This is a genomic window from Pseudomonas sp. CC11G (assembly GCF_056174845.1).
This window is the reverse complement of sequence record NZ_JBWBZC010000012.1, coordinates 143765-167348: the sequence shown is the minus strand read 5'-3', so window position 1 is coordinate 167348 and position 23584 is coordinate 143765. Positions and strand designations below refer to the sequence as shown.

At 61.3% G+C, this 23584-nt stretch carries 17 protein-coding genes and 7 pseudogenes; 17 read left to right on the top strand and 7 right to left on the bottom strand.

The features are described 5' to 3' along the window. Nucleotides 1-18 precede the first annotated feature (18 nt). From AC0V2S_RS16345 to AC0V2S_RS16310, 8 genes and pseudogenes are all read left to right on the top strand, one after another. On the top strand, nucleotides 19-1428 hold the full coding sequence (locus tag AC0V2S_RS16345) for a mannose-1-phosphate guanylyltransferase/mannose-6-phosphate isomerase (protein ID WP_475510646.1): 1410 nt from the start codon (nucleotides 19-21) through the stop codon (nucleotides 1426-1428). 98 nt (nucleotides 1429-1526) lie between these two features. Then, nucleotides 1527-2546 carry an NAD-dependent epimerase/dehydratase family protein gene (locus AC0V2S_RS16340; protein WP_475510645.1) on the top strand — a complete coding sequence of 340 codons (1020 nt, stop codon included), beginning with the start codon at nucleotides 1527-1529 and terminating at the stop codon, nucleotides 2544-2546. A gap of 18 nt (nucleotides 2547-2564) precedes the next feature. Beyond that, nucleotides 2565-3587, top strand: coding sequence for a UDP-glucose 4-epimerase GalE (galE, locus tag AC0V2S_RS16335; protein WP_475510644.1), 1023 nt, complete (start codon nucleotides 2565-2567; stop codon nucleotides 3585-3587). A gap of 122 nt (nucleotides 3588-3709) precedes the next feature. Beyond that, a complete protein-coding gene (galU, locus tag AC0V2S_RS16330; protein WP_475510643.1) occupies nucleotides 3710-4543 on the top strand; it encodes a UTP--glucose-1-phosphate uridylyltransferase GalU in 834 nt (277 codons plus the stop codon). A 137-nt stretch (nucleotides 4544-4680) separates the two neighbouring features. After that, nucleotides 4681-6723 carry an acyltransferase family protein gene (locus tag AC0V2S_RS16325; RefSeq protein ID WP_475510642.1) on the top strand — a complete coding sequence of 681 codons (2043 nt, stop codon included), beginning with the start codon at nucleotides 4681-4683 and terminating at the stop codon, nucleotides 6721-6723. Next, nucleotides 6720-7955 (top strand): acyltransferase family protein, encoded by a 1236-nt coding sequence (locus AC0V2S_RS16320; RefSeq protein ID WP_475510641.1) that lies wholly within the window; start codon nucleotides 6720-6722, stop codon nucleotides 7953-7955. The genes AC0V2S_RS16325 and AC0V2S_RS16320 overlap by 4 nt, the downstream gene beginning before the upstream one ends. Nucleotides 7956-7964: 9 nt before the next feature. Beyond that, complete coding sequence (locus tag AC0V2S_RS16315; protein WP_475510640.1) at nucleotides 7965-8327, top strand: VanZ family protein; 363 nt, start codon at nucleotides 7965-7967, stop codon at nucleotides 8325-8327. Nucleotides 8328-8534: 207 nt separating this feature from the next. Continuing rightward, a pseudogene (locus AC0V2S_RS16310) lies at nucleotides 8535-9557 on the top strand (acyltransferase family protein); the annotation flags it as partial. 8 nt (nucleotides 9558-9565) lie between these two features. Here AC0V2S_RS16310 and AC0V2S_RS16305 read toward each other — a convergent pair. Together AC0V2S_RS16305 and AC0V2S_RS16300 are read right to left on the bottom strand one after the other, a co-directional pair. Beyond that, nucleotides 9566-10384 (bottom strand): O-antigen ligase family protein, encoded by an 819-nt coding sequence (locus AC0V2S_RS16305; RefSeq protein ID WP_475510639.1) that lies wholly within the window; start codon nucleotides 10382-10384, stop codon nucleotides 9566-9568. Beyond that, nucleotides 10381-10920, bottom strand: coding sequence for a hypothetical protein (locus AC0V2S_RS16300; RefSeq protein ID WP_475510638.1), 540 nt, complete (start codon nucleotides 10918-10920; stop codon nucleotides 10381-10383). The genes AC0V2S_RS16305 and AC0V2S_RS16300 overlap by 4 nt, the downstream gene beginning before the upstream one ends. A gap of 236 nt (nucleotides 10921-11156) precedes the next feature. Between AC0V2S_RS16300 and AC0V2S_RS16295 the strand changes: the two genes are divergently transcribed. Continuing rightward, nucleotides 11157-11813: an HAD family hydrolase gene (locus tag AC0V2S_RS16295; protein ID WP_475510637.1), complete on the top strand. Its 657-nt coding sequence runs from the start codon at nucleotides 11157-11159 to the stop codon at nucleotides 11811-11813. A gap of 59 nt (nucleotides 11814-11872) precedes the next feature. Here AC0V2S_RS16295 and AC0V2S_RS16290 read toward each other — a convergent pair whose 3' ends face one another. The 4 genes and pseudogenes from AC0V2S_RS16290 to AC0V2S_RS16275 form a co-directional block, all read right to left on the bottom strand. Continuing rightward, entirely contained in the window at nucleotides 11873-12250 is a 378-nt protein-coding gene (locus tag AC0V2S_RS16290; protein WP_475510657.1) for a hypothetical protein, read from the bottom strand. A gap of 51 nt (nucleotides 12251-12301) precedes the next feature. Then, nucleotides 12302-13021: pseudogene (locus AC0V2S_RS16285) on the bottom strand (thiolase family protein); the annotation flags it as partial. Between the two features lie 85 nt (nucleotides 13022-13106). Further along, nucleotides 13107-13640: pseudogene (locus AC0V2S_RS16280) on the bottom strand (CoA-transferase). 80 nt (nucleotides 13641-13720) lie between these two features. Then, a pseudogene (locus AC0V2S_RS16275) lies at nucleotides 13721-14416 on the bottom strand (CoA transferase subunit A). 142 nt (nucleotides 14417-14558) lie between these two features. Between AC0V2S_RS16275 and AC0V2S_RS16270 the strand changes: the two are divergent. Then, a complete protein-coding gene (locus tag AC0V2S_RS16270) occupies nucleotides 14559-15446 on the top strand; it encodes a LysR family transcriptional regulator (RefSeq protein ID WP_475510636.1) in 888 nt (295 codons plus the stop codon). 3 nt (nucleotides 15447-15449) lie between these two features. Here AC0V2S_RS16270 and AC0V2S_RS16265 read toward each other — a convergent pair whose 3' ends face one another. After that, the gene (locus tag AC0V2S_RS16265; RefSeq protein ID WP_475510635.1) at nucleotides 15450-15620 is read right to left on the bottom strand and encodes a hypothetical protein; all 171 of its coding nucleotides are present in this window, start codon (nucleotides 15618-15620) and stop codon (nucleotides 15450-15452) included. A gap of 196 nt (nucleotides 15621-15816) precedes the next feature. Between AC0V2S_RS16265 and AC0V2S_RS16260 the strand changes: the two are divergent. The 7 genes and pseudogenes from AC0V2S_RS16260 to AC0V2S_RS16230 all read left to right on the top strand — a co-directional run bounded on the left by AC0V2S_RS16260 (nucleotide 15817) and on the right by AC0V2S_RS16230 (nucleotide 23573). Beyond that, a pseudogene (locus tag AC0V2S_RS16260) lies at nucleotides 15817-17323 on the top strand (CoA-acylating methylmalonate-semialdehyde dehydrogenase). 21 nt (nucleotides 17324-17344) lie between these two features. Next, nucleotides 17345-18238 (top strand): 3-hydroxyisobutyrate dehydrogenase, encoded by an 894-nt coding sequence (gene mmsB / locus AC0V2S_RS16255; protein ID WP_475510634.1) that lies wholly within the window; start codon nucleotides 17345-17347, stop codon nucleotides 18236-18238. A 13-nt stretch (nucleotides 18239-18251) separates the two neighbouring features. Further along, nucleotides 18252-19403: an acyl-CoA dehydrogenase family protein gene (locus AC0V2S_RS16250; protein WP_475510633.1), complete on the top strand. Its 1152-nt coding sequence runs from the start codon at nucleotides 18252-18254 to the stop codon at nucleotides 19401-19403. A gap of 422 nt (nucleotides 19404-19825) precedes the next feature. Beyond that, nucleotides 19826-21237: pseudogene (locus AC0V2S_RS16245) on the top strand (MDR family MFS transporter); the annotation flags it as partial. Beyond that, nucleotides 21229-22415: pseudogene (locus AC0V2S_RS16240) on the top strand (FAD-dependent oxidoreductase). The pseudogenes AC0V2S_RS16245 and AC0V2S_RS16240, both read left to right, overlap by 9 nt. Then, the gene (locus AC0V2S_RS16235; protein WP_475510632.1) at nucleotides 22358-23023 is read left to right on the top strand and encodes a malate:quinone oxidoreductase; all 666 of its coding nucleotides are present in this window, start codon (nucleotides 22358-22360) and stop codon (nucleotides 23021-23023) included. Before AC0V2S_RS16240 ends, AC0V2S_RS16235 begins: the two are co-directional and overlap by 58 nt. A 136-nt stretch (nucleotides 23024-23159) precedes the next feature. Then, the gene (locus tag AC0V2S_RS16230) at nucleotides 23160-23573 is read left to right on the top strand and encodes a hypothetical protein (RefSeq protein WP_475510631.1); all 414 of its coding nucleotides are present in this window, start codon (nucleotides 23160-23162) and stop codon (nucleotides 23571-23573) included. Nucleotides 23574-23584 lie beyond the last annotated feature (11 nt).

The following is a 23584-nucleotide window of genomic DNA, read 5'->3' as shown; positions in this document are numbered from 1 at the left end:
GCAACAAGGAGGTCTATCATGCTTTTACCTATCATCATGGCTGGCGGTTCTGGCTCACGTCTGTGGCCACTGTCGCGGCAACTCAACCCAAAACAATTCCTGCAGTTGGCCGATGCCCAGCTGTCGATGTTGCAGGCCACCATTGCCCGTTTGAAGGGCCTGGATATCGCCCTGCCGCGTCTTATCTGCAATGAACAACACCGCTTCCTCGCCGCTGAACAGCTGCGCCAGCTGGACATGGAGAAATCCAACATCCTGCTGGAACCGGTCGGCCGTAACACCGCCCCGGCCATCGCACTCGCCGCGCTGCAAGCCGTGGCCGACGGGCAAGACCCGCTGCTGCTGGTGCTGGCTGCCGACCACCTGATCAAAGACGTCGACGCCTTCCACACTGCCGTGCGCACGGCCATGCCACTGGCTGAAGCCGGCAAACTGGTGACCTTCGGCATCGTGCCGGATCACCCGGAAACCGGTTACGGCTATATCGAGAAAGGCACGCCGAACGGCGCAGGCGGTTTCGCCGTTAGCCAGTTCGTCGAGAAGCCGGACCTGGCCACCGCCACCGACTACCTCAAGAGCGGCGACTTCCTGTGGAACAGCGGCATGTTCCTGTTCCGCGCCAGCCGCTACCTGCAAGAGCTCGAGCGCTTCGCCCCGGCGATTCTCGACGCCTGCAAGAAGTCGTTGGCCGGCGGCCAGCTCGATCTGCACTTCACCCGTGTGGATGCCACTGAATTCGCCCTGTGCCCGGACGACTCCATCGACTACGCCGTGATGGAAAAAACCGCCGACGCCGTGGTGGTGCCGCTGGATGCCGGTTGGAGCGATATCGGCTCCTGGTCGGCGCTGTGGGACGTCAGCGACAAGGACGAACACGGCAACGTGCTCAAGGGCGACGTGCTGCACCACGCCAGCACCAACACCTATGTGCATGCCAGCAGCCGTCTGGTGACCCTGGTGGGCGTTGAAGACCTGGTGATCGTCGAAACCAAGGACGCGATCATGGTGGCGCACAAAAACAACGTGCAAGACGTGAAGAAAATCGTCGAGCAGCTGAAAGAGAGCGGCCGCAAGGAACACATCAACCACCGTGAGGTGTACCGCCCCTGGGGTGTGTATGACTCCATCGACGACGGCCACCGCTATCAGGTGAAACGCATCACCGTGAAGCCGGGCGCCAAGCTGTCGGTGCAGATGCACCACCACCGCGCCGAGCACTGGATTGTGGTGAGCGGCACGGCCAAGGTTACCAACGGCGACACCACCTTTTTGGTCACCGAAAACCAGTCCACCTACATCCCGATCGGCCAGGTTCACGCCCTGGAGAACCCCGGTGTAATTCCCCTTGAACTGATCGAAGTGCAATCCGGTCCGTATCTGGGCGAAGACGACATCGTGCGGTTCGAAGACAAATACGGCCGCGCCTGATCCCCTCAGGTTGTCCGTAGCCACGCCGGTGCCCCGCACCGGCGTTCGGCCTCGAAGGCAGTCGCCTTACAGCACCTATGAATTGAAGGATGGAACAGATGAACTGCGCCGTGATTTTTGGTGGCTCGGGTTTTATTGGCGTGTTCTTCGCCAAACAACTCCTCGCCCAAGGTGGTTACGACAAGGTCTACCTGTTCGACAGAGAGCAGGTCACCCAGAAACCTTTCCCCTACCGTGCTCGCCTGGTGCATGAAAGCGCCGAAATCGTCGAGATCAACGGTGACGTGCGCCAGCCCATCAGCTGGAAGCCGGAAGAAACCGTGGCCCTGATCGCCAACTTCGCCGCCGTGCACAGAGAGCCCGGCCACGAAGATTACGAATACTACGAAACCAACCTGCTGGGCGCCGAGCACGTGACGGCCTGGGCCGAGCAAGTGGGTTGCAACGATGTGATTTTCACCAGCTCCATCTCGCCCTACGGGCCGAGCGAAGAGCAGAAAGACGAACGCACCCTGCCGGTACCGGCCACCGCATACGGCGGCTCGAAACTGGCAGCAGAAAAGATTCACCAGACCTGGCTCGCCGCCGACAAGGCTAACCGTCACCTGGTAATCGTGCGCCCTGGCGTGGTGTTCGGGCCGGGCGAAGGCGGCAACGTTTCGCGCCTGGTGAAAGCGGTGATCAAGCGTTACTTCTTCTACATGGGCAACCGCACCACGCGTAAAGCTGGCACCTATGTGAAAGAACTCTGCGTAGCCATGCTCTGGGTATTGGCGCGGCAGAAAGAACAAGGCGGCCACTTCTCCTTGTTCAACATGACCATGAACCCCGGCCCGTCGATTTCCGAATACGTGGACACCGTGTGCTCGGTGGCTGCTATCGAACGCAAAGTGCCGGCCGTGCCCTACCCGCTGCTGCTGGGTGTGGCCTACAGCATCGATGCCATTGCCCGGCCGCTGGGGATCAAACACCCGTTCAGCCCGGTGCGCATTCGCAAGCTGGTGCGTTCGAACAATGTGTTGCCGCATTTTCTTGTAGAAAACGGCTACCCCTACCAATACAGCCTGGCCACGGCCTTCGCTGACTGGAAAACCAGCTGCCCGGATGAGTGGCGCTAAGCAAAGGCGGGATGCCCCATGAGCGAAACTATTCTGGTCACCGGTGGCGCCGGTTATATCGGCTCCCACACCACCCTGGCGCTGCTGGAAGCAGGCTATGACGTGGTGGTACTCGACAACCTGTGCAACAGCTCCCCGGAGTCGTTGCAACGGGTGGCACAAATCTGCGGCAAGCAGGCTGAATTTATCCAGGGCGATATCCGTGACCGGGTATTGCTCGATGAGTTGTTCGCCTCGAAAAACATCAGTGCCGTGCTGCATTTCGCGGGCTTGAAAGCCGTTGGCGAAAGCGTGGCCAAACCGTTGGCGTATTACGAAAACAACGTGGCCGGCAGCGTCACGCTGTGCCAGGCCATGGCCCATGCCGGCGTGTACCGGTTGGTGTTCAGCTCGTCGGCCACGGTGTATGGCGAGCCGACCCAGATGCCGATCAGCGAAGCCTTCCCCACCGGCATCCCGACCAACCCGTACGGGCGCTCGAAGCTGATGGTCGAAGAGCTGCTGCAGGACCTGGCGCGCTCCGAACCGAAGTGGAGCATTGCCCTGCTGCGTTACTTCAACCCGGTGGGCGCGCACCGCAGCGGGCTGATTGGTGAAGACCCCAATGGCATTCCCAACAACCTGCTGCCGTATATCAGCCAGGTGGCCATCGGCAAGCTCAAGCAGCTGTCGGTATTTGGCAACGACTACCCCACCGTCGACGGCACCGGGGTGCGCGATTACATCCACGTCGAAGACTTGGCTGACGGCCATCTGAAAGCCTTGCAGACGATTGCCGGTACCGGTGGCGTGAAGATCTGGAATCTCGGCACCGGCCAGGGTTACAGCGTGCTGCAGATGGTGCAGGCCTTCGAGAAAGCCAGCGGTCAGCCCGTGCCCTACCAACTGGTGCCACGCCGCCCAGGTGATATTGCCGAGTGCTGGGCCGACCCGGCCAAGGCGGCAACTGAGCTCGGCTGGAAAGCCACCCGCGGCCTGGAAGAAATGATGAGCGACACCTGGCGTTGGCAATCGGCCAATCCGCAGGGGTATGCGCAATAGTCACACGGTCGATGTGGGAGAGGCTTCAGCCTCGATGCTTTTAAACGATCAACAGCATCGAGGCTGAAGCCTCTCCCACAAAAGACCCGCTTGGAACACGCCATTTTCGCAAGGAGCTTCTTATGATCCGCAAATGCCTATTCCCTGCTGCCGGTTACGGCACCCGCTTTCTGCCTGCCACCAAGGCCATGCCGAAAGAGATGCTGCCTATCGTCAACAAGCCGCTGATTCAGTACGGCGTTGAAGAGGCCCGTGATGCCGGTCTGCAACACATGGCCATCGTCACCGGCCGTGGCAAACGCGCGCTGGAAGACCACTTCGATATCAGCTACGAGCTGGAGCACCAGATTCGTGGCACCGCCAAAGAACACTTCCTGGCCGGCACCCGCGAGTTGATCGACGGCTGCACCTTCTCCTACACCCGTCAGGTGGCCATGAACGGCCTGGGCCACGCGATTCTCTGCGGCCAACCGCTGATTGGTGACGAGGCCTTCGCCGTGGTACTGGCAGACGACCTGTGCATCAACCTCGAAGGCGATGGCGTGCTGACGCAGATGATCAAGCTGTACAACCAGTTCCGCTGCTCCATCGTGGCGATTCAGGAAGTACCAGCCGATGAGACCAGCAAGTACGGCGTGATTGCCGGCGAGCTGATCCGCGATGACCTTTATCGCGTGCACAGCATGGTGGAAAAACCGCAACCCGAAGATGCGCCGTCGAACCTGGCCATTATCGGTCGCTACATTCTGACCCCGGATATCTTCGGCCTGATCGCCGACACCGAGCCCGGCAAGAACGGCGAAATCCAGATCACCGACGCGCTGCTCAAACAAGCCAAGGCAGGCTGTGTGCTGGCGTACAAATTCAAAGGCAAACGTTTCGATTGCGGCAGTGCTGAAGGCTATGTGGAAGCGACCAATTTCTGCTTTGAAGAGCTGTATCTGAAAGGCAAATAAGGTCACCCCGCTACGCCGTTCAACGGCGTAGCGGTACAAACGGCGCTCGTGACGCCGAACCTGATGGCACTGTCTCTCGGACGCAAGGTTTACAGGGAATCCCTCTCTGGTAGTAGCCGATCCCGAACAGGCAATACATGAAGAATTCCAATAATAAGTTCCGCAAGGACATAAATGGCCTGCGCGCATGGGCCGTTGTAGCGGTAGTTCTTTTTCATTTTGGTGTTGCCGGGTTTTCCGGCGGTTTTGTCGGTGTAGATGTGTTTTTCGTGATCTCCGGGTTTCTGATGACCGGGATCATTCTGCGCGGTCTGGAGGCCGGTACCGCAGCCGCCCAAGGCGGCGTGCACGGGGCTCGGCGCTTCTCGATTATCGCCTTCTACCTGTCGCGCGCCCGGCGCATCCTGCCCGCCCTGCTGGTGCTGTGCCTGGTGCTGATGGTGGTGGGCTGGTTTGTGTTGCCGGCCACCGAGTACCAGCAACTGGGCAAGCACGCCATCAGCGCCTTGGGCTTTTTGTCCAACGTGATGTTCTGGCGTGAAGACGGCTATTTCGACTCGGCCTCCCACGACAAACTGTTGCTGCACACCTGGTCGTTGTCGGTGGAATGGCAGTTCTATCTGCTGCTGCCGGTATTTATGGCGCTGGTCTGGAAATTCCGCCAAAGCCGCTGTGCGCAAGCGGTGGCCTTGCTGGTGATTCTGCTGCTGTCGCTGGCACTGTGCGTCGTCGGCACCCCCATCAAGACCACCGCCTCGTTCTACCTGCTGCCAACCCGTGCGTGGGAAATGCTCGCCGGTGGTCTGGTGTATCTGCTGAGTCTGCGGCTGGTGCTCTCCCCTGCCGTGCAACGCGCGCTGGAACTCGCCGGCTTTGCCTTGTTGATCGCCACCATCGTTCTGTTCGACAGCGACAGCCAGTGGCCCGGCTGGCGCGCCATCTTGCCGGTGTTTGCGACCATGCTGGTGCTGGCCGCCGCACGGCAGGACTCCTGGTGGACCGGCACCCGCCTGGCGCAATGGCTGGGCGACACGTCCTATTCGTTATACCTCTGGCATTGGCCGCTGGTGGTGGGCCTAGTTTTCCTGCAACGCCAGGACTCGGTAACCGCCATTGCCGCCGGGTTGGTGCTGACACTTGTGCTGGGCGCCTTGTCGTACCGTTTTGTGGAGCAGCCGGCGCGGGTCAACCTGAACCTGATGCGCCAACGCCTGGGCGCGTTGGTGATAGTGGCGGTGACGTTGTTGGTGATGGTGCCGGCGGGCGTCATCCTGTTGCAGCACGGTATTCCCGGACGTTTGCCGGCCGCCGTGGATGCGGTATTTGCCGAAGCCGACAACAAGAACCCGCGTCAGGGCGAGTGCATGCAGAACGAATTCAGCAGCGTGCCAGAGTGCACCTACGGCGGTGCCAAACTGGGCGTTATCGTGCTGGGCGACAGCCACGCCGGGGCGCTGATCCGCGCAGTGGAACGCGCCTTGCCGAGCACCGATGAACACGTGCTGGACTGGACCATCAGCAACTGCCCGAGCATCGCCAACGTCAAGGCGGTGGGCCAGCTCACCTACACGTGCGGCACCTTTATCGCGGAAAAAATCCGCCACCCGGCCCCCGCGCTGGGCACACAGCCCATGCTGATCATCAACCGCACGTCGTACTACCTGCTGGGTCCCAACGAGCCCGACCGCACCCGTGAAATTCCAGTGCCCGAACTGTACCTGAACCAACCCTTTGCCTCACGCAGCCCGGAGTACTTGCAGGCCATGCGTGAGGGCATCATCGACACCGCTTGCGCGTTCGCCAAGCAGCGGCCGGTGTATATGCTGCGGCCGATTCCGGAGCTAAAACAGGACGTGCCCAAAACCATGGGCCGCGCCCTGATGCAGGGTAAGCAGGTGCGGGTGTCGATCAGCCTCGCGGAGTACCACGAGCGCAACGCCTTTGTCTGGGAAACCCAGGACCTGGCCGCCGCGCGCTGCGGGGTGAAGACTCTCGACCCCCTGCCCTACCTGTGCCACGACGGCAGTTGTTACGGCGACGCCGACGGCCACCCGCTGTATTTCGATGACGATCACCTGAGCCAAGCCGGCGGTGACCGTTTGCGACCGCTGTTCCAAAGCATGTTTTCAGCCACGCAAGGCGTGACCCCTGATGCCCCTTCTGTAGAGACACAACCATGACCTACCCGCTTCCACGGCGTTTCTATTCGCTCGACTTTATCCGTGGGCTGGCCGCACTGGCCGTGGTGTTCTGGCATTGGCAGCATTTCTTCTTTGCCGGCAGCACCTTCGTGCCCTACGAAATGGAACAGCAGCCGTTCTATTCGGTGTTTTTTCTGTTCTACCAAACCGGTTGGCTGGCGGTGGACTTCTTCTTCTCGCTGTCGGGTTTTATCTTTTTCTGGCTGTATGCCCGCGAGATCGCCGAGCGGGATATCGGCGGCTGGGAATTTTTCGTGCTGCGTTTTTCGCGGCTGTACCCCCTGCATATCGCAACGTTTGTCTTCGTGCTGCTGGCCCAGCACTGGGTGATGGCGCGCACCGGCAACTACTTCGTGGTGCCGTTCAACGACCTTTACCACGCCGTGCTCAACCTGTTTATGGCCTCAAGCTGGGGCTTTGAGAAAGGCCCATCGTTCAACGGGCCGATCTGGTCGGTGTCGGTTGAAGTGCTGATGTACATCGTGTTCTTTGTCGTCTGCCTGTTGTTCCGCCAGCGCCTGTGGGCCCATGTGGCGATGCTTGCCCTGGGCGTGGTGGTGATGGTGGCGGAGCCGATTGTGGGTCGCGGCATTTTTTCGTTCTTCCTGGGTGGCCTGACCTTCCGTTTCTACCGCCACGTGTGCGAGCGCGGCTGGCTGCCACGTGTGCTGCCCTGGGCCGTTGGCCTCGTAACGGCGCTGTGGCTGTTTACGGTGCTGGAGGTGCGCAGCCCGTGGTTCTGGCCGCACGTGCAGGCGCTGTTGCAAAGCGTACTGCCGGAACGTTTGGCAGGCTTAGCCGACAAAGCCGTACACGGCGGCACCCGTGCCATCGTGGTGGCCGTACTGTTCCCGCTGAGCATCTTCAGCCTGGCGCTGCTGGAAACCCGTCGCGGGTATCTGGGTAGGCGGCTGGCCATGGTCGGCAACCTCACCTACTCCTCGTACCTGCTGCACTTTCCGCTGCAACTGGTGTTTTTCACGGTGCTGACGCAGAACGGCGTCAGCCCGCAGTTCTTCTACGGCGAGCTCTCGATGCTGGCGTTTTTTGCCGTGCTGATTCCCCTGTGCCTGCTCAGCTACCACTACTTCGAAACCCCGGCGCAACGTTTTCTGCGCAACGCACTACTGCGCTCTGCCGCCGCCACCGAAGCCAAAAAAGACAACACGCTCCCCGTGGCCGCCAAGGTCAACAGCGAGCAACCAAGCTAGGAATTTTTTATGGGTCGTTTAATCAGCATGCTGGTGTTCTTCCTTACCCTCGTGGTGATTCTCTACACGGGGCTACGCAGCGAACCGGTGCCGCAAGCGTTCGAATACCAAGACCTTATTCACCATCTGGCCGCATTCGCCGTACTGGTGTGCAGTGCGCGGTTAGCCTTCCCGGACACCCATGCCTTCTGGACCGTGCTGTATTGCCTGCTGTTCGCCCTGATGATCGAACTGACCCAGGGCCTGCTGCCACTGCGCACGCCTTCGCTGGGCGACATGGTGGCCAACGTGGTCGGCGTGCTGATCGGGTTGGCATTGGCCCTGCAAGCCAAGCGCCTGCAGCTGCAGCGCCAAGCCAATACCGGCGGATAAGCCCATTGCAAAGCGGGTTGTTGCCGGAAGGGTACAGCGCCTGACACACTAGCAAATCGCCACTAACAAGGATGTTGTAATGACGCGTTTTCCAACCCTCGACAGCTTTCGAGGGCTGCTTGCCGTGGCTGTGGCAATTTTCCATGCCCATGCCCTGCACACCTTTACTGAACTGCGGTTTTTCGAAACGCCGACTACTTCGTCAACTTCTTCTTCGTGCTCAGCGGCTTCGTGTTGTGCCACAGCTATGGCAGCCGACTGACTGCCTGGGCGCAGGTGCGGCAGTTCATTCTGAGCCGTACCTTTCGCTTGTACCCCTTGCACCTGGTGTTGCTGGCGTTCGCGCTGGTCATCGAGTGCGTGAAGCTCTGGGGCGAGCACCGCGGCATAACATTCGGCAGCCCGAGTTTCCAGGGCCCACGCGCGGTCAGCGAAATTCTGCCCAACCTGTTTTTGCTGCAATCGTGGTGGCCGGGGTTCGATCCGTTTTCGTTCAACTACCCGGCGTGGAGCATCAGCATCGAGTACTACATGTACATGCTGTTTGCGGTCATCGCGCTGCTGTTGCGGCAACAGGCGCAGGTTGTTTTCGCCTGTATCGCGTTTCTCGCCTGGGCGGCCATCGCGCTCGATGTGGCCTGGATCACCGCGCATGCGCTGCAAGGGCTGGGCTGTTTCTTCAGCGGTGCGCTCACCTATCGGCTGTATCGGGCGGTGCAAACCAAAACCCTTAGCCCGTGGTTAGGCAGCCTGCTCGAAGCGCTTGTGTTGGGCACCATCGTGGTGATTCTGGCGCGGGTGAACACACCGCCAAAAGTGCTGATGAGCTTGCTGTTCTGCACCGCCGTGCTGGTGTTTGCCTTTGGCGCGGGCACGCTCTCGACCTTGCTGCGCCAGCGGTTCTTCGTGTGGCTGGGCAGCTTGTCGTATTCCATCTACATGACCCACGCGACCCTGCTGGTGCTGTTCCTGCTGGCCCTCAAAGTGGTCAGCAGCCAGACCGGTCAGCCATTGCTGTTCGACTTGCCAGAGACCGACTCGGGTGCGATCAAGCGCTACTTCGACACCGGCAGCGCGGTGCTGAACAACGTGCTGATCGTGGTGCAACTGGTGGCCGTACTGGCGGTATCGACCCTGACTTACCGCTACATCGAATTGCCCGGCATCGCGGCCGGCAAGAAGTGGCTCAAGCGCGAACCCGCCCTCGCCGGGCAGACCGCGCTTGGCTAACCACGCCCTTACTCGCGATTGCGCGCGCGGCGCTCGCGGTAATGGTTGTTGGCCAACACGCCGATGGCGCAGATGACCACATACGTGGCGGCATTGGCGGGGATCTGCAGGTTGAAGTCGGCGGCGGAATGAATCAGCAGCGCCACGATACCCACGCTGGTGCCAAAGCCGACACCGGCCCGGTAAGTGGACTCGTTTTGCCACATGGCGCGTTGCGCATGGTAGAAACCGAACAGCACAAACAGCAGCAATGGCAGGCTGCCGAGCAGGCCGTATTCAATCAGAAACTGCAGGTAGTCGTTGTGGGCATGGTCGAAGTGCAGGATGCCGATTTCGGGGCCGGCAACTTTGCCGAACAACACTTCAAAGGTGCCGGCGCCATGGCCGGTCAGCAATTGCTCCTTGGCCAATGGAATGGCCTGCTCATACACCGTGCCACGCAGTTCATTGGCGGCCTGGACGGTCTGGCCAGCGACCACTACGGCTTGCAGTTGGGTATTGGCAATGCGCTCGGCCAATTTGCCCAGGCCGAAGTACTGACTGACGATCAACAGGTCGATAAGAATCAGGCTGGCGAGGATCAGGCTATTGCGCAGCCGATGCTGCTTGTTCACCAGAATAAACACCCCTCCCACCAGCAACAGGCTGGTGAAAAACGCTGAATTGCCCATGCGCGAATGGCTCATCACCAGCGCAATGGTCATCAGCACCAGCGCCAGGCGCAGGCGCCCTTTGGGGCCCAGCAGCATCTCCAGCACATTGATCCAGCGAAACGGGCGCTCATCGCGCAGCGCCAGCAGCAGGCCAACCCCGGCCGCCAGGGTCAATTCCAGATACCCCGCCAAATGTTGCGATTGATAAAAGTGCCGGTGGCATCGCCCAGGTAGCTGGTCTTGCTGCCCACGAGTAAATCTTCCGCGCCCGACAACGTCATCGCCGCACCAAAAAACGCCTGAAACGTGCCGCTGACCACCAGTACCGCCAGCAGCAGGCTCAGGCGTTTCCGCGTGCGAAACAGGTCCACCACCAGCAAAAACAGCAGGCTGTAGGCCACACCGAGCATCAGGTATTGGAAGGTGGCGGCGGTGTCGACCGTAAGGCCGGTGAGCCATTGCAGCAGCACCCACAGCTGGGTCAACAGCAACAGGCCGAGCATCGGCAGGCCGGCCCTGAGGGTGGGGCCGAGGTCGCGGTTTCGGCGCCAGGCATTTACTGCCCAACCGGCGCCTAGGCCGCAGCACAGGAACACCAGCAGGCCCATCGACCAATCGCGGTTGCTGCCGATGGGCAGCGGCAGCCAGAGCAGCAATAACAGCGCGCCCATGATGAGGGCACGTTCAAGACGTTTCGAGGGAGCGGCCATGCCGGGCGTCCTTGCAGAAATGGAGAGAGGACTCGAGGAAGGCCGAGAAACAGCCGGAAATAGGGCCAAATGCTATCACCTCCATAAGTACCCGCGAAGCCCAAGCTCGCCTGCTTTTACCTGGCAACGCCTGCAAGCCCCGTCCATTTATCCTCACCGTTGCGTATGACAATGCGCAACCCTGGCGGCGCGCTGCGGTCACACCTGCTTGCCCATTTTTGTGAGGAACCGGTCCTGTGAAGATTGCCGGCCTGATTTTCGACTGCGACGGCACGCTGGTGGATAGCGAGCGCCTGGCTGCCGAGTTACTGCACCAACTGCTTGCCGAACAACGCACCAGCATGCCGGTGGACGAGGTGCTGCGGCGCTTTCGCGGAATTCCGTTTGCCCAGTTCATCAGCGAGCTATGCGCCCTGCACCCGGCGCTCAACGGCACCCACCTGGCCCATGAATTTCGCCGCCGCAGCTTGCCGCTGTTGCGCGACCAGGTAGGGGAAATGCCCGGCGCGGTAGCCTTTGTGCGCGATACGCCGCTGCCCATTTGCGTGGCCTCCAACGGCCCGCGAGCGAAGATCGAAACCAGCCTGGAGGCGGTGGGTTTGTTTGGAGGTGTTTGGGGCGCGGATTGTCAGCGCGTACGAAGTGAACGCGTGGAAGCCGTCACGCGCTTGATCGAACACGCAGCCGATGTGCTGGGCTTGCCGGTCACGCAGTGTTTATTGGTGGATGACAGCGTGCCGGGCGTACAAGCCGGAATCAGCGCCGGGGCGCAGGTGGCGGGGTATGGGGAGACGGATTTCAGCGAATTCGCCGGGTTGGCGAATTTTCATGTAGTGCGCGATTTTGCGGCATTGGAAACATTGGTAAAGCGGTTGGCCGCAGGTTCGGCGTAGGGCGAATATCCGCATCACGGATATCCGCCGTTACGATCACGCGCGCTCTAACGCCAGCGCTAGCCCTGCCCTCCCCCAATGCAAAGCGTGGCCAAGCCTTTCTTGGCATCACGTTTGATCATCTCGTGCAGCAAGGTCACCAGCACGCGGCACCCTGATGCACCGATCGGGTGGCCGATGGCGATGGCGCCGCCGTTGACGTTCACTTTGCTGGCATCCCAACCGAGTTCCTTACCCCCGACAACGCTTGCGCGGCGAAGGCTTCGTTGGCTTCGATCAGGTCGAGTTGGTCGAGGGTCCAGCCCGCCTTTTCCAGGCAACGTTTGGTGGCCGAGACCGGGCCGATGCCCATGATGGCTGGGTCTACACCGGCGTTGGCGTAGGCGGCGATTTCGCCAGAACTGGCAGGCCCAAAGACTTGGCCTTTCGGCGCTCATCAGGATTACGGCAGCAGCGCCGTCGTTGAGGCTGGACGCGTTGCCGGCGGTGACGGTGCCGTCTTTCTTGAAGGCGGGTTTCAGTTTGGCCAATGCTTCAGCGGTGGTGCCAGCGCGCGGTTGCTCGTCGGTGGCAAACGAAATCGGATCACCTTGCGCTGCGGGATCAGGATCGGGGTGATCTCGTCTTTGAAGCGCCCGCCTTCTATCGCGGCCACGGCTTTCTGCTGTGAACCGGCGGCAAACGCGTCTTGCGCTTCGCGGCTGATCTCGTTTTATCCACAAGGTTTTCGGCGGTGATGCCCATGTGGTAGTCGTTGAACGCATCCCAAAACCATCGGTGATCATGCTGTCGATCACCTGCGCGTGGCCCATACGCAGGCCGGTGCGGGCGCCCGGCATCACATACGGAGAGAGGCTCATGTTTTCCTGGCCGCCGGCGATGATCACGTCGGCATCGCCGCAGCGAATCGCCTGTGCGCCGAGGTGCAGGGCTTGAGGCCGGAGCCGCAGACTTTATTCAAGGTCAGTGCGGTACGGCAACGGCAGGCCAGCCTTGATGGCGGCTTGGCGTGCAGGGTTCTGGCCAGCGCCAGCGGTGAGCACTTGGCCCAGGATTACCTCATCCACTTGCGCGCCATCCAGGCCGGTTTGTTCCAGCAGCGCGCGGATAACCGCGGCGCCCAAATCCACGGCCTGAATACCAGCCAGCGCGCCCTGGAAACTGCCGACGGCGGTACGGGTGGCGGCAACAATTACGACGTCTTGCATAACATCACTCCTCAAAACTGCATTTCCGGCACGTTGTCAGGCACAACCAATTTGCCGGCGGTCTTGGCCACGATTTCCTCGACCGTCACGCCCGGCGCACGCTCTTTGAGCACAAAGGCGCCATCGGTAATTTCCAGTAAGCGAGGTCGGTGAGCACGCGCTTGATGCAGCCGGCGCCGGTCAGCGGCAGGGTGCAGTTGCCGAGCAGTTTCGATTCGCCGTCTTTGGAAGCGTGGGTCATGGTGACGATGATGTTTTCCGCACCGGCCACCAGGTCCATCGCACCGCCCATGCCTTTGACCAGCTTGCCCGGCACCATCCACGACGCGATATTGCCGTGTACGTCCACCTCAAAAGCACCAAGTACGGTGAGGTCGATATGGCCGCCACGGATCATGGCGAAGGATCAGCAGAGGAGAAAATCGACGCGCCGTACGCGCGGTAACGGTCTGTTTGCCGGCGTTGATCATATCGGCATCAATCTCTTCGGCGCGGGGAAATGCACCCATGCCGAGCAGGCCGTTTCAGATTGCAGCATCACTTCCATGCCGTCTGGCACGTAGTTGGCGACCAGGGTCGGAATGCCGATGCCGAGGTTGACGTAGAAGCCGTCCTGCAATTCGGGGCGACACGCTGGGCCATTTGTTCGCGGGTAAGCGCCATAGTCTTGTTCTCTACAAAAAGGGGGAAGGAAGGCGATCAGGTACGCACGGTGCGTTGTTCGATGCGCTTTTCAAACGTGCCGAGGATCAGGCGATCAACGTAGATGCCGGGGGTGTGGATCTGCGTCGGATCGAGCTCGCCCGGGCGACGATTTCTTCCACTTCCACCACGGTGATCTTGCCGGCGGTAGCGGCCAGCGGGTTGAAGTTCTGCGCGGTGTGGCGGTAGATCACGTTGCCGTACCAGTCGGCCTTCCAGCCTTTGACGATGGCGAAGTCGCCGGTGATGGAGGGCTCCATCAGGTATTCGCGACCGTTGAATTCACGCACTTCCTTGCTTCTGCCACCGGCGTGCCGACGCCGGTCGCGGTGAAGAACGCGGGAATGCCGGCGCCGCCAGCGCGCATTTTCTCGGCCAGGGTGCCTTGCGGGGTGAGTTCCACTTCCAGCTCGCCGCTGAGCAGCTGTTTCTCGAACAGGGCGTTTTCGCCGACGTAGGAGGCGATCATCTTGCGGATCTGCCGGTCTTCCAGCAGCACGCCCAGGCCGAAACCGTCGACGCCGCAGTTGTTGGACACCACGGTCAGATCGCGTACGCCTTTGCGCTTGATCTCGGCATCAGGTTTTCCGGAATGCCGCACAGGCCAAAGCCGCCCGCCAGCACCGTCATCCCGTCTTCGAGGCCAGCAAGGGCCTCCTCGTACGAACCCACACGTTTATCGAAACCAGCCATTTGCGGCGCCTCTCTTGTTTTGGTGGGGGCCCTGAGGCCCAGTGCAGTGAGTGTTGTGCGCGGGGATTTATTGTTAAGTGATTTTTAAAATGGATTGATTGATAAAACAGCACAATTACTTCGCGTTTTCTTACAGGTATTTATGACCATCAAGCAACTGCGCGCGTTCCTGGCCGTGGCTCAGAGCCTGAGTTTTGCCCAGGCCGGCGAGCGCCTGTACCTCTCGCAATCGGCCTTAAGCCTAACCATTAAAGGCCTTGAAGAAGGTTTGGGTGGGCGTTTGTTCAGCCGCACCACACGCAACGTGAGCCTCACGCCCGAAGGCGAAGCGCTACTGCCGCTGGCCCGGCGGCTGCTGGCAGACTGGGAAAACGCCGAGGACCAGCTGCGCCAACGCTTCACCTTGCAGCAAGGCCGCGTGACATTGGCGGCCATGCCCTCCTTCGCCTGCAACCTGCTGCCCTCGCTGTTGGTGCAGTTTCGTGCGCGGCATCCGCGGGTGAATGTCACGGTCAATGACGTGATCAACGAAGAGGTGATCGAGATGGTGCGCGACCGTCAGGTGGAACTGGGCATCGCCTTTGCCCCCGAGGCCGATGCCACCCTGCACTTCGCGCCGCTGTATCTGGACCGCTTTGTGGCCGTGGTGGCCGCTGACTCGCCCCTGGCAGAGCTGAAAGAAGTGGACTGGGACACCCTGCTGCACTACCCCTTCGTCACCCTGCAACGACCGTCGACCCTGCGTTTTATGCTGGAAGACCACCTGCGCCAGCGCGGGCAGAAATTACCGGTGGTGTTTGAAAGCCATCAACTGGCCACGGTCGGCCGTATGGTGGCCAGTGGGTTGGGGGTTAGCGCGGTGCCGGCGTTATGTGTGGCGCAAATGCATGAGCTGGGCGCGCGGTGTCTCACGTTGCGTGAGCCGGTTATCGAGCGGGCGATTGGGATTTTGCGTAAGGCCGATCATGAATTGTCGGTGGCCGCGCAAGCCTTGTATGACGTGCTGCTGGCGGCCAAACCGGGAAGCTGAAGGTCAGCAGCAGGACAGCAGAGACAACTCCGCAAGCAGGATCAGGTCGTACAGGCGGGCGGGAAATTCTGGCTGGACAGCGGCCAGGGCAATAAGGGTAACCAGCGCGAAGCCCAGGCATTTCAGGGCACGCAGTGCAGGAGAAGGAGAGTCGATTTCAGAGGGACGTTGCATGAGGAAGTACTCGCGGGAAACAGTGGCGCGAGCATGGCAAAGTGCAGAAACCCCCTCTGTAGAATTGACGGTCAATCCATGTAGGGCTCTTCCTAGGAACGTTGGTTACCTGCCTCTGTATCCAGAAAATCCACACTGCTAAGCTCAGCCACGTCTCGATTTGCTCAACCCCGCTCATGCCGGAGTCATAACAACAATGCAAACGACCGAACCCAACGCTATTCCCACCGTAAAACTGCTGATCGGCGGCAAGCTGATCGACTCCACCACCAGCCAGTGGCGCGACATCATCAACCCCGCCACCCAACAGGTGCTGGCCCGCGTGCCCTTCGCCACCCCGGCGGAAGTGGATGCAGCCATAGACGCCGCGGCCGAGGCGTTCAAAACCTGGCGCAAGACGCCCATCGGCGCCCGCGCCCGAGTGTTTCTCAAATACCAACAATTGATTCGCGAACATATGCAGGAGCTGGCCGCACTGCTCACGGCCGAGCAAGGCAAAACCCTGGCCGATGCCGAAGGCGATGTGTTTCGCGGGCTGGAAGTGGTGGAGCACGCCGCCGGTATCGGCAATCTGCAACTGGGCGAGTTGGCCAACAATGTGGCCGGCGGCGTCGACACCTACACCCTGCTGCAACCGCTGGGCGTATGCGCCGGCATTACCCCGTTCAACTTCCCGGCGATGATTCCGCTGTGGATGTTTCCCATGGCCATCGCCACGGGCAACACCTTTGTGCTCAAGCCCTCCGAACAAGACCCCATGGTGACCATGCGCCTGGCCGAACTGGCCATGCAGGCCGGGGTGCCGGCGGGCGTGTTGAATGTGGTGCACGGCGGAGCCGATGTGGTGAACCGCCTGTGCGATCACCCGGCGATCAAGGCCGTGTCGTTTGTCGGCTCCACCCAGGTCGGCACCCACGTGTACAACCGCGCCACCGCCAATGGCAAACGCGCGCAATGCATGATGGGCGCGAAAAACCACGCCATCGTGATGCCCGACGCCAACCGCCAGCAAACACTCAACAACCTGGTGGGCGCCGCGTTTGGCGCGGCCGGCCAGCGCTGCATGGCGCTGTCGACGGTAATTCTGGTGGGCGAAGCGCAAACCTGGCTACCCGAGTTGATCGAGCGCAGCAAAACCCTGCAGCTCAATGCCGGCACCGAAGCCGGCGCGGACCTCGGTCCCGTGGTGTCGTGCGCGGCGCTGGACCGTATTCAGGGCCTGATCGCCGCCGGCGTGGAAGAAGGCGCCACCCTGGCCCTCGATGGGCGTAACCCCACCGTTGCCGGCTTTGAACGCGGCAACTTTATTGCGCCGACCATTTTCAGCGACGTTTCCCCAAGCATGCGTATCTACCGCGAAGAAATCTTCGGCCCGGTGCTGTGCGTGCTCAATGCCGCCTCGCTGGACGAGGCCATCGCCCTGATCAACGCCAACCCCAATGGCAACGGCACCGCCATCTTCACCCGCTCCGGCGCGGCGGCGGCCAGGAGGAGATCGATGTGGGTCAGGTCGGCATCAACGTGCCGATTCCTGTGCCGGTGCCGATCTTTTCGTTCTCCGGTTCGCGCGCCTCGAAACTTGGCGACCTCGGCCGTATGGCAAGCAGGTGGTGCAGTTCTATACGCAGACCAAAACGGTCACTCAGCGCTGGTTCGATGAAGATGAAGTTGGAGCTGTGAACACCACGATTACCCTTAAATAATTCCAAGAAGAGGGACGCTTCATGAATATCGGTTTTATCGGCCTGGGCAATATGGGCGGCCCCATGGCCCTGAATCTGCTCAAGGCTGGCCATACGCTTGAGGTCTTTGACTTGGTGCCCGCCTCCGTACAGCGCCTTACCGACGCGGGCGCCCACGCCCTGTCCTCCCCTGCCGACATCGCGCGCAGCAATGTCGAGCTGATCATCACCATGCTGCCCGCCGCCCGCCATGTAAAAGCGGTGTACCTGGGCGAAGACGGCTTGCTCGCCCATGTGGCCCCCGGCGTGCGCCTCATCGACAGCTCCACCATCGACCCCATGACCGCCCGCGAAGTGGCTGCCGCAGCGGCCAAGCAAGGCAACCCGATGCTCGATGCGCCGGTATCCGGCGGCACCGGCGGCGCGGCGGCCGGCACCCTGACGTTTATGGTCGGCGGCAGCGTGGCCGACTTTGCCCACGCGCAGCCGCTGCTGGCGAACATGGGCAAAAACATCGTGCACTGCGGCGCCGCCGGTAACGGCCAGGTGGCCAAGGTGGCGAACAATATGCTGCTGGGCATTTCCATGATCGGCGTGGCCGAGGCCATGAACCTCGGCGTGGCCCTGGGTATGGACGCCAAGGTGCTGGCCGGCGTGATCAACACCTCCAGCGGCCGCTGCTGGAGTTCGGACACCTACAACCCCTTTCCCGGCGTGCTGGACAGCGCCCCGGCGGCGCGCGGCTACAGCGGCGGCTTTGGCACCGACCTGATGCTCAAGGACCTGGGCCTGGCCACTGAAGCGGCCAAACAGGCGCAGCAACCGGTATTGCTCGGCGCGTTGGCGCAGCAGCTGTACCAAAGCTTCAGTGCCCAAGGGCATGGCGAGCTGGATTTTTCCGCCATCATCCGGCTCTACACCGGCACCCCCGAATAAGAAGAGAGACCCCATGCACGACCTGGAACTAAGCGAAGAACAACGCATGATCCGCGACATGGCCCGCAACTTTGCCCGCAGCGAAATCGCCCCCCACGCCCAGGCCTGGGCGGCTGCCGGCTGGATCGACGATGCCGTGGTGAGCAAGATGGGCGAACTGGGCCTGCTCGGTATGGTGGTGCCCGATAGCTGGGGCGGCTCCTACACCGACTACGTGGCCTACGCCCTGGCCGTGGAAGAAGTGGCCGCCGCCGACGCCGCCACTGGCACCTTGATGAGCGTGCATAACTCAGTGGGCTGCGGCCCGGTGCTCAACTACGGCAGCGAGGCGCAAAAGCAGCAGTGGTTGCCGGCGCTGGCCAGCGGCGAGGCCATCGGTTGTTTTTGCCTGACCGAGCCGCATGCCGGCTCCGAGGCCAACAACCTGCGCACCCGCGCGGAGCTGAAAGACGGCAATTGGGTGCTCCATGGTGCCAAACAGTTTGTCAGCAACGGCAAACGCGCCAAGCTCGCCATCGTGTTTGCCGTCACCGACCCGGAGCTGGGCAAGAAAGGCTTGTCGGCGTTTCTGGTGCCCACCGACAACCCCGGCTTTGTGGTCGACCGCAGCGAAAAGAAGATGGGCATCAAGGCCTCGGATACCTGCGCCGTCACCCTCAACAACTGCGTTATTCCTGAAGCCAATCTGCTTGGGCTGCGCGGCAAGGGTTTGGCCATTGCCTTGTCCAACCTGGAAGGCGGGCGCATCGGCATTGCCGCGCAGGCGCTGGGCATCGCCCGTGCAGCCTTCGAAGCGGCGCTGGTGTATGCCAGGGAACGGGTGCAGTTCGGCCAGCCCATCATCGAACACCAGAGCATCGCCAATAAGCTCGCCGACATGCACACCCAGCTCAACGCCAGCCGCTTGCTCATCCTGCATGCCGCGCGACTGAAAACCGCTGGCCACCCGTGCTTATCGGAAGCCTCGCAAGCCAAGTTGTTTGCTTCGGAGATGGCCGAGCGCGTGTGTTCCGACGCCATCCAGATTCATGGCGGCTATGGCTATCTGGAGGACTACCCGGTGGAGCGCTACTACCGCGATGCGCGCATTACGCAGATCTACGAAGGCTCCAGTGAAATTCAGCGCCTGCTGATTGCCCGCGAGCTCGCGCATTACGCGCTGTAAACCGGGCAAAAAAAAGCCGCTCATTGCGAGCGGCTTGGCTGAACAACAAAAGCTTCAAAAGGATGTTGCAACCGTTGAGGCAACAACTACGTGGTCACACAACTTTATCTACGACTGCGGTAACGATGCTGCCACTTTGCTTACACGTATCGCCTACTCGGTTTCGGTTGATCGTTCAGAAATGCGTTGTACATCGCCCGGGAATTAAACGCTGCATGCGGGCGGGGCTGAAATCGGAAGCGCCCTCGCGGCACGTAGGACGATTCCATAATTCCCGCAATCCGCCGTGCTTGCAGGCCATTGCCCACAAGCAAAACCGCCACACATTAAAACCCCACTGTTCAGACCCAGCGCGCTTGGGCAAACTCGCACACCATTGCCAGGTCTTACCCTCACTTCCCGCCAGCCGTTAAGGGCCCGTCGTGACTGCTGCTTCCTCCCCTATTCCGCTAAGTCCCACCCAGCTTCGTCAGATTATCGTGGGCTTGTTGCTCGGTATTTTTCTCTCGGCACTGGACCAGACCATCGTCGCCGTCGCCCTGCCGGAAATCGCCCGGCAATTATCCGGCAGCGAAATACTCGCCTGGGTGGTGTCGGCCTATATGTTGGCCATGACCATCTCCACGCCGTTCTTCGGCAAACTCGGCGACCTCTACGGCCGCCGCCGGCTGCTGCTGATTTCCATCAGTCTGTTTGTGTTCGCCTCGGTGCTCTGCGCCCTGGCCCAGGACATGTTGCAGTTGGTGGGCGCCCGCGCATTGCAAGGCATTGGCGCCGGCGGCCTGGTGGCCACCACCCAGGCGCTGATCGGCGACCTGATTGCCCCGGCCGAACGTGGCAAGTACCAGGCCTGGTTCAGCGGCATGTTCGCCCTGGCCAGCCTGATCGGCCCGCCGCTGGGCGGCCTGCTCAGCAGCCAGCTGTCATGGCGCTGGGTGTTCTGGATCAACCTGCCGATTGGCTTGCTGGCCATCTGGTTAAGCCAGCGGCGCCTGGCCGGCCTGGTCGAAAAACGGCGCAAGTCCCAACTCGATTACCTCGGCGGCCTGCTGTTGCTGATCGGCCTGGGCAGCCTGTTGCTGCTGATTACGCGTCTGGGCCAGGAGCGCCAGTGGGCCAGCCTGGAAAACGCCGTGGGCCTGGGCATTGCCGTATTGGGGCTGCTGCTGTTTGTGCTGCAGGAACGCCGAGCCAACGAGCCGGTGATTCCCATGGAGCTGTTCCGCATCGGCCCGGTTCGCGCCGGCTGGTGCCTGCTGTTTTTTGCCAACTTCCAGGCCGTGGCGCTGGCCGTGTTGTTCCCACTGCATGCCCACGCCCAAGGCGGCGCCGGCACGGGAGCCAGCCAATTGATGGCGATTGCCATCGGCGCGCCGCTGGGCGCCTTTATTGGCGGGCGCATGAGCTCCAAGCTGGGCCGCTACAAACCGCTCATTCTCACCGGCAATTTGTTGCTGCCGGTGGCGCTGGTGGCGTTGGCGTTTTTGCCGCCGAGCCTGGATGCGCTCAGCTTGCCGCTGTTGGTGTGCTGCGGCGTGGCGTTGGGCTTGCAGTCCCCACCTCGATGGTAGCGGTGCAAAGCGCCGCGCCAGTCAGCCATCTGGGCGTGGTGACGGCCGCGTGCGGGATGTTCCGCGGCCTGGGCGGTGCGCTGGGGGTCACGCTGTTGTCGAGCCTGCTCTGGCAACTGCTGCCGGGTGTCGATCCCGAGCACATCAGCACCAGCCTGAGTAACGTGAGCAGCGAGCAACTGGGCATGGCGTTCCGCGAACTGCTGTTGCTGGACGCCGCCATTGCCGCCATCCCGCTATTGATCGCGCTGTTTATGGCCGACAACGCCTGCGCCATCGCCTGCCAACCGCACCCGCCGCGGAATAAACGGCGAGATCTCGCCTTGCAGTGGGGGATCTGGCCAGATCCCGCCACCGGCACCTCACCCCAAAATGCTACAACCCGCGCCCTGCGGCGCCTTGCCGCACCTGGCCCCGGTCTTGCTCTACGCCTTATGGATAGCAAACTGGAAATGGTTGAACTGATGAAAAAGCTGTTGTTAACCCTCGTCTGCCTGGTGTTCACCGGGTGCTCGAAAACCCCTGAACCGACAAAAACCGTAGATGTGCTGCTGATTGGCGGCGGCATCATGAGTGCCAGCCTGGGCACCTACCTCAATGAGCTGGAGCCGGGCTGGAGCATCGATATCTACGAACGCATGGCCAGGTCGCCGAGGAAAGCTCCAACCCCTGGAACAATGCCGGCACCGGTCACTCGGCATTCTGCGAACTGAACTACACCCCGCAAATCGCCGATGGCAGCATTGACATCAGCAAGGCGGTGGCGATCAACGAGTCGTTCGAAATCTCCAAGCAGTTCTGGGCCTACCAGGTTGAACACAAGGTGCTGAACAACCCCACCTCGTTTATCAACAACGTGCCGCACATGAGCTTGTGTGGGGCGATGAAAACGTCAGCTACCTGCAAAAACGCCACGCGGCGCTGCAGCACAGCTCGCTGTTACGCGGCATGGAGTTCTCCGAAGACCCGGCGCAAATCAAACAGTGGATTCCCCTGGTGATGGACGGCCGCGCCGCCGACCAGAAATCGCCGCCACTCGCATGCCCATCGGCACCGACGTGAACTTCGGCGAAATCACCCGCCAGCTGTTCGGCTCGCTCACCACTCGCCCGGGCGTGGCGCTGCACCTGCAACACGAAGTGCGCGATATCGTGCGCAATGACGACGGCACCTGGAACGTGGTGGTCGCTGACCTCGGCAACGGCGAAGCGCTGCACAGCGTCAACGCCAAGTTCGTGTTTATCGGGGCCGGCGGCGGCGCCTTGAAGCTGTTGCAGAAATCCGCCATTCCGAGGCTGACGGCTACGCTGGCTTCCCGGTGGGTGGCGAGTTCCTGGTGACCAAGAACCCGAAAATCGTCGCGCTGCATCAGGCCAAGGGTGTATGGCAAAGCCTCAGTGGGCTCGCCGCCAATGTCGGTGCCGCACCTGGACTCGCGTAATCGACGGCCAGAAGGCGCTGCTGTTCGGCCCGTTCGCCACCTTCTCCACCAAGTTCCTTATCAATGGCTCCTTGTGGGATATGTTCGGCGCCCTGACTTGGCACAACCTGATGCCGATGGCCAACGCCGGTCTGGATAACACCTCGCTCACCACTTACCTGGTCGGCCAATTGATGCTCAGCCAGGACGACCGCATGGCCGCTTTGCGCGAGTACTTCCCCGAGGCCAAGGATGCCGACTGGCAGTTGGTCCACGCTGGCCAACGTGTGCAGATCATCAAGAAAGACCCCGAGCTGGGCGGCATTCTGCAGTTCGGTACCGAAGTGGTGAGCTCCGCCGACGGCAGCATTGCGGCCTTGCTGGGTGCTTCGCCTGGCGCTTCCACGGCGGCGCCGATCATGCTTTCGGTGTTGGAAAAGACCTTCAAAGACAAGGTCAAGACCCCCGAGTGGCAGGCCAAGCTGAAGGAGATCATTCCTTCCTATGGTCAGAAACTGAACAACAACCTCGAGCTGACCAACAGCACCCGCGCCTGGAGCAGCGCGCGGCTGAACTTGCCTTTCGTGCAGGTGCAGCCCGATAGCGATCCGATGGTCGACGCGCTGTAAACCCCGCCCCAGAAGGCGCCGGCCAATTGGCTCGGCGCTTTGTCTCAATACCCCCGGTGTCCACGCTTGCGAGCCCGGGGGTTGAGCGGCACACTGCGCGCTCGCAGGCACAACGCCGCCACAACTGGAGACACCCATGTCTGTAATGGATACCGACAAGCGTATGGCCGCCCGCGCCTTTATTCTCGGCCACGCCGACGCGCTGAGCTGCACCGTGTACCGCCTTGATGAAACCGACCCGGAAGCCGAAGAAGAAGACCTCGGCGATGGCAAGGTGCTGTTCGCCGGCCAATTCAATGCCCCGGCCGAATGGGATGCAGAAGCCCGTGACGACTTCTTTGGCGACGCCGACCCAGGCCTGTTTTTCAACGCCTATATCGAAAGCGAAGCCAAGCCCGGCGGCAAAGCGCACTTCAGCGCAGAGATCGGCGACTACGTAGCCGCCCTGCCCGGTTTGGGTGAAGTGGTGATGTATTACGTGTACGACGCCGTGGAAGATGAAAGCGGCCGTCTGTGCGTGCTGATTCGCGACGAAGAACAGCCGGCGTAACGCTCCACCGC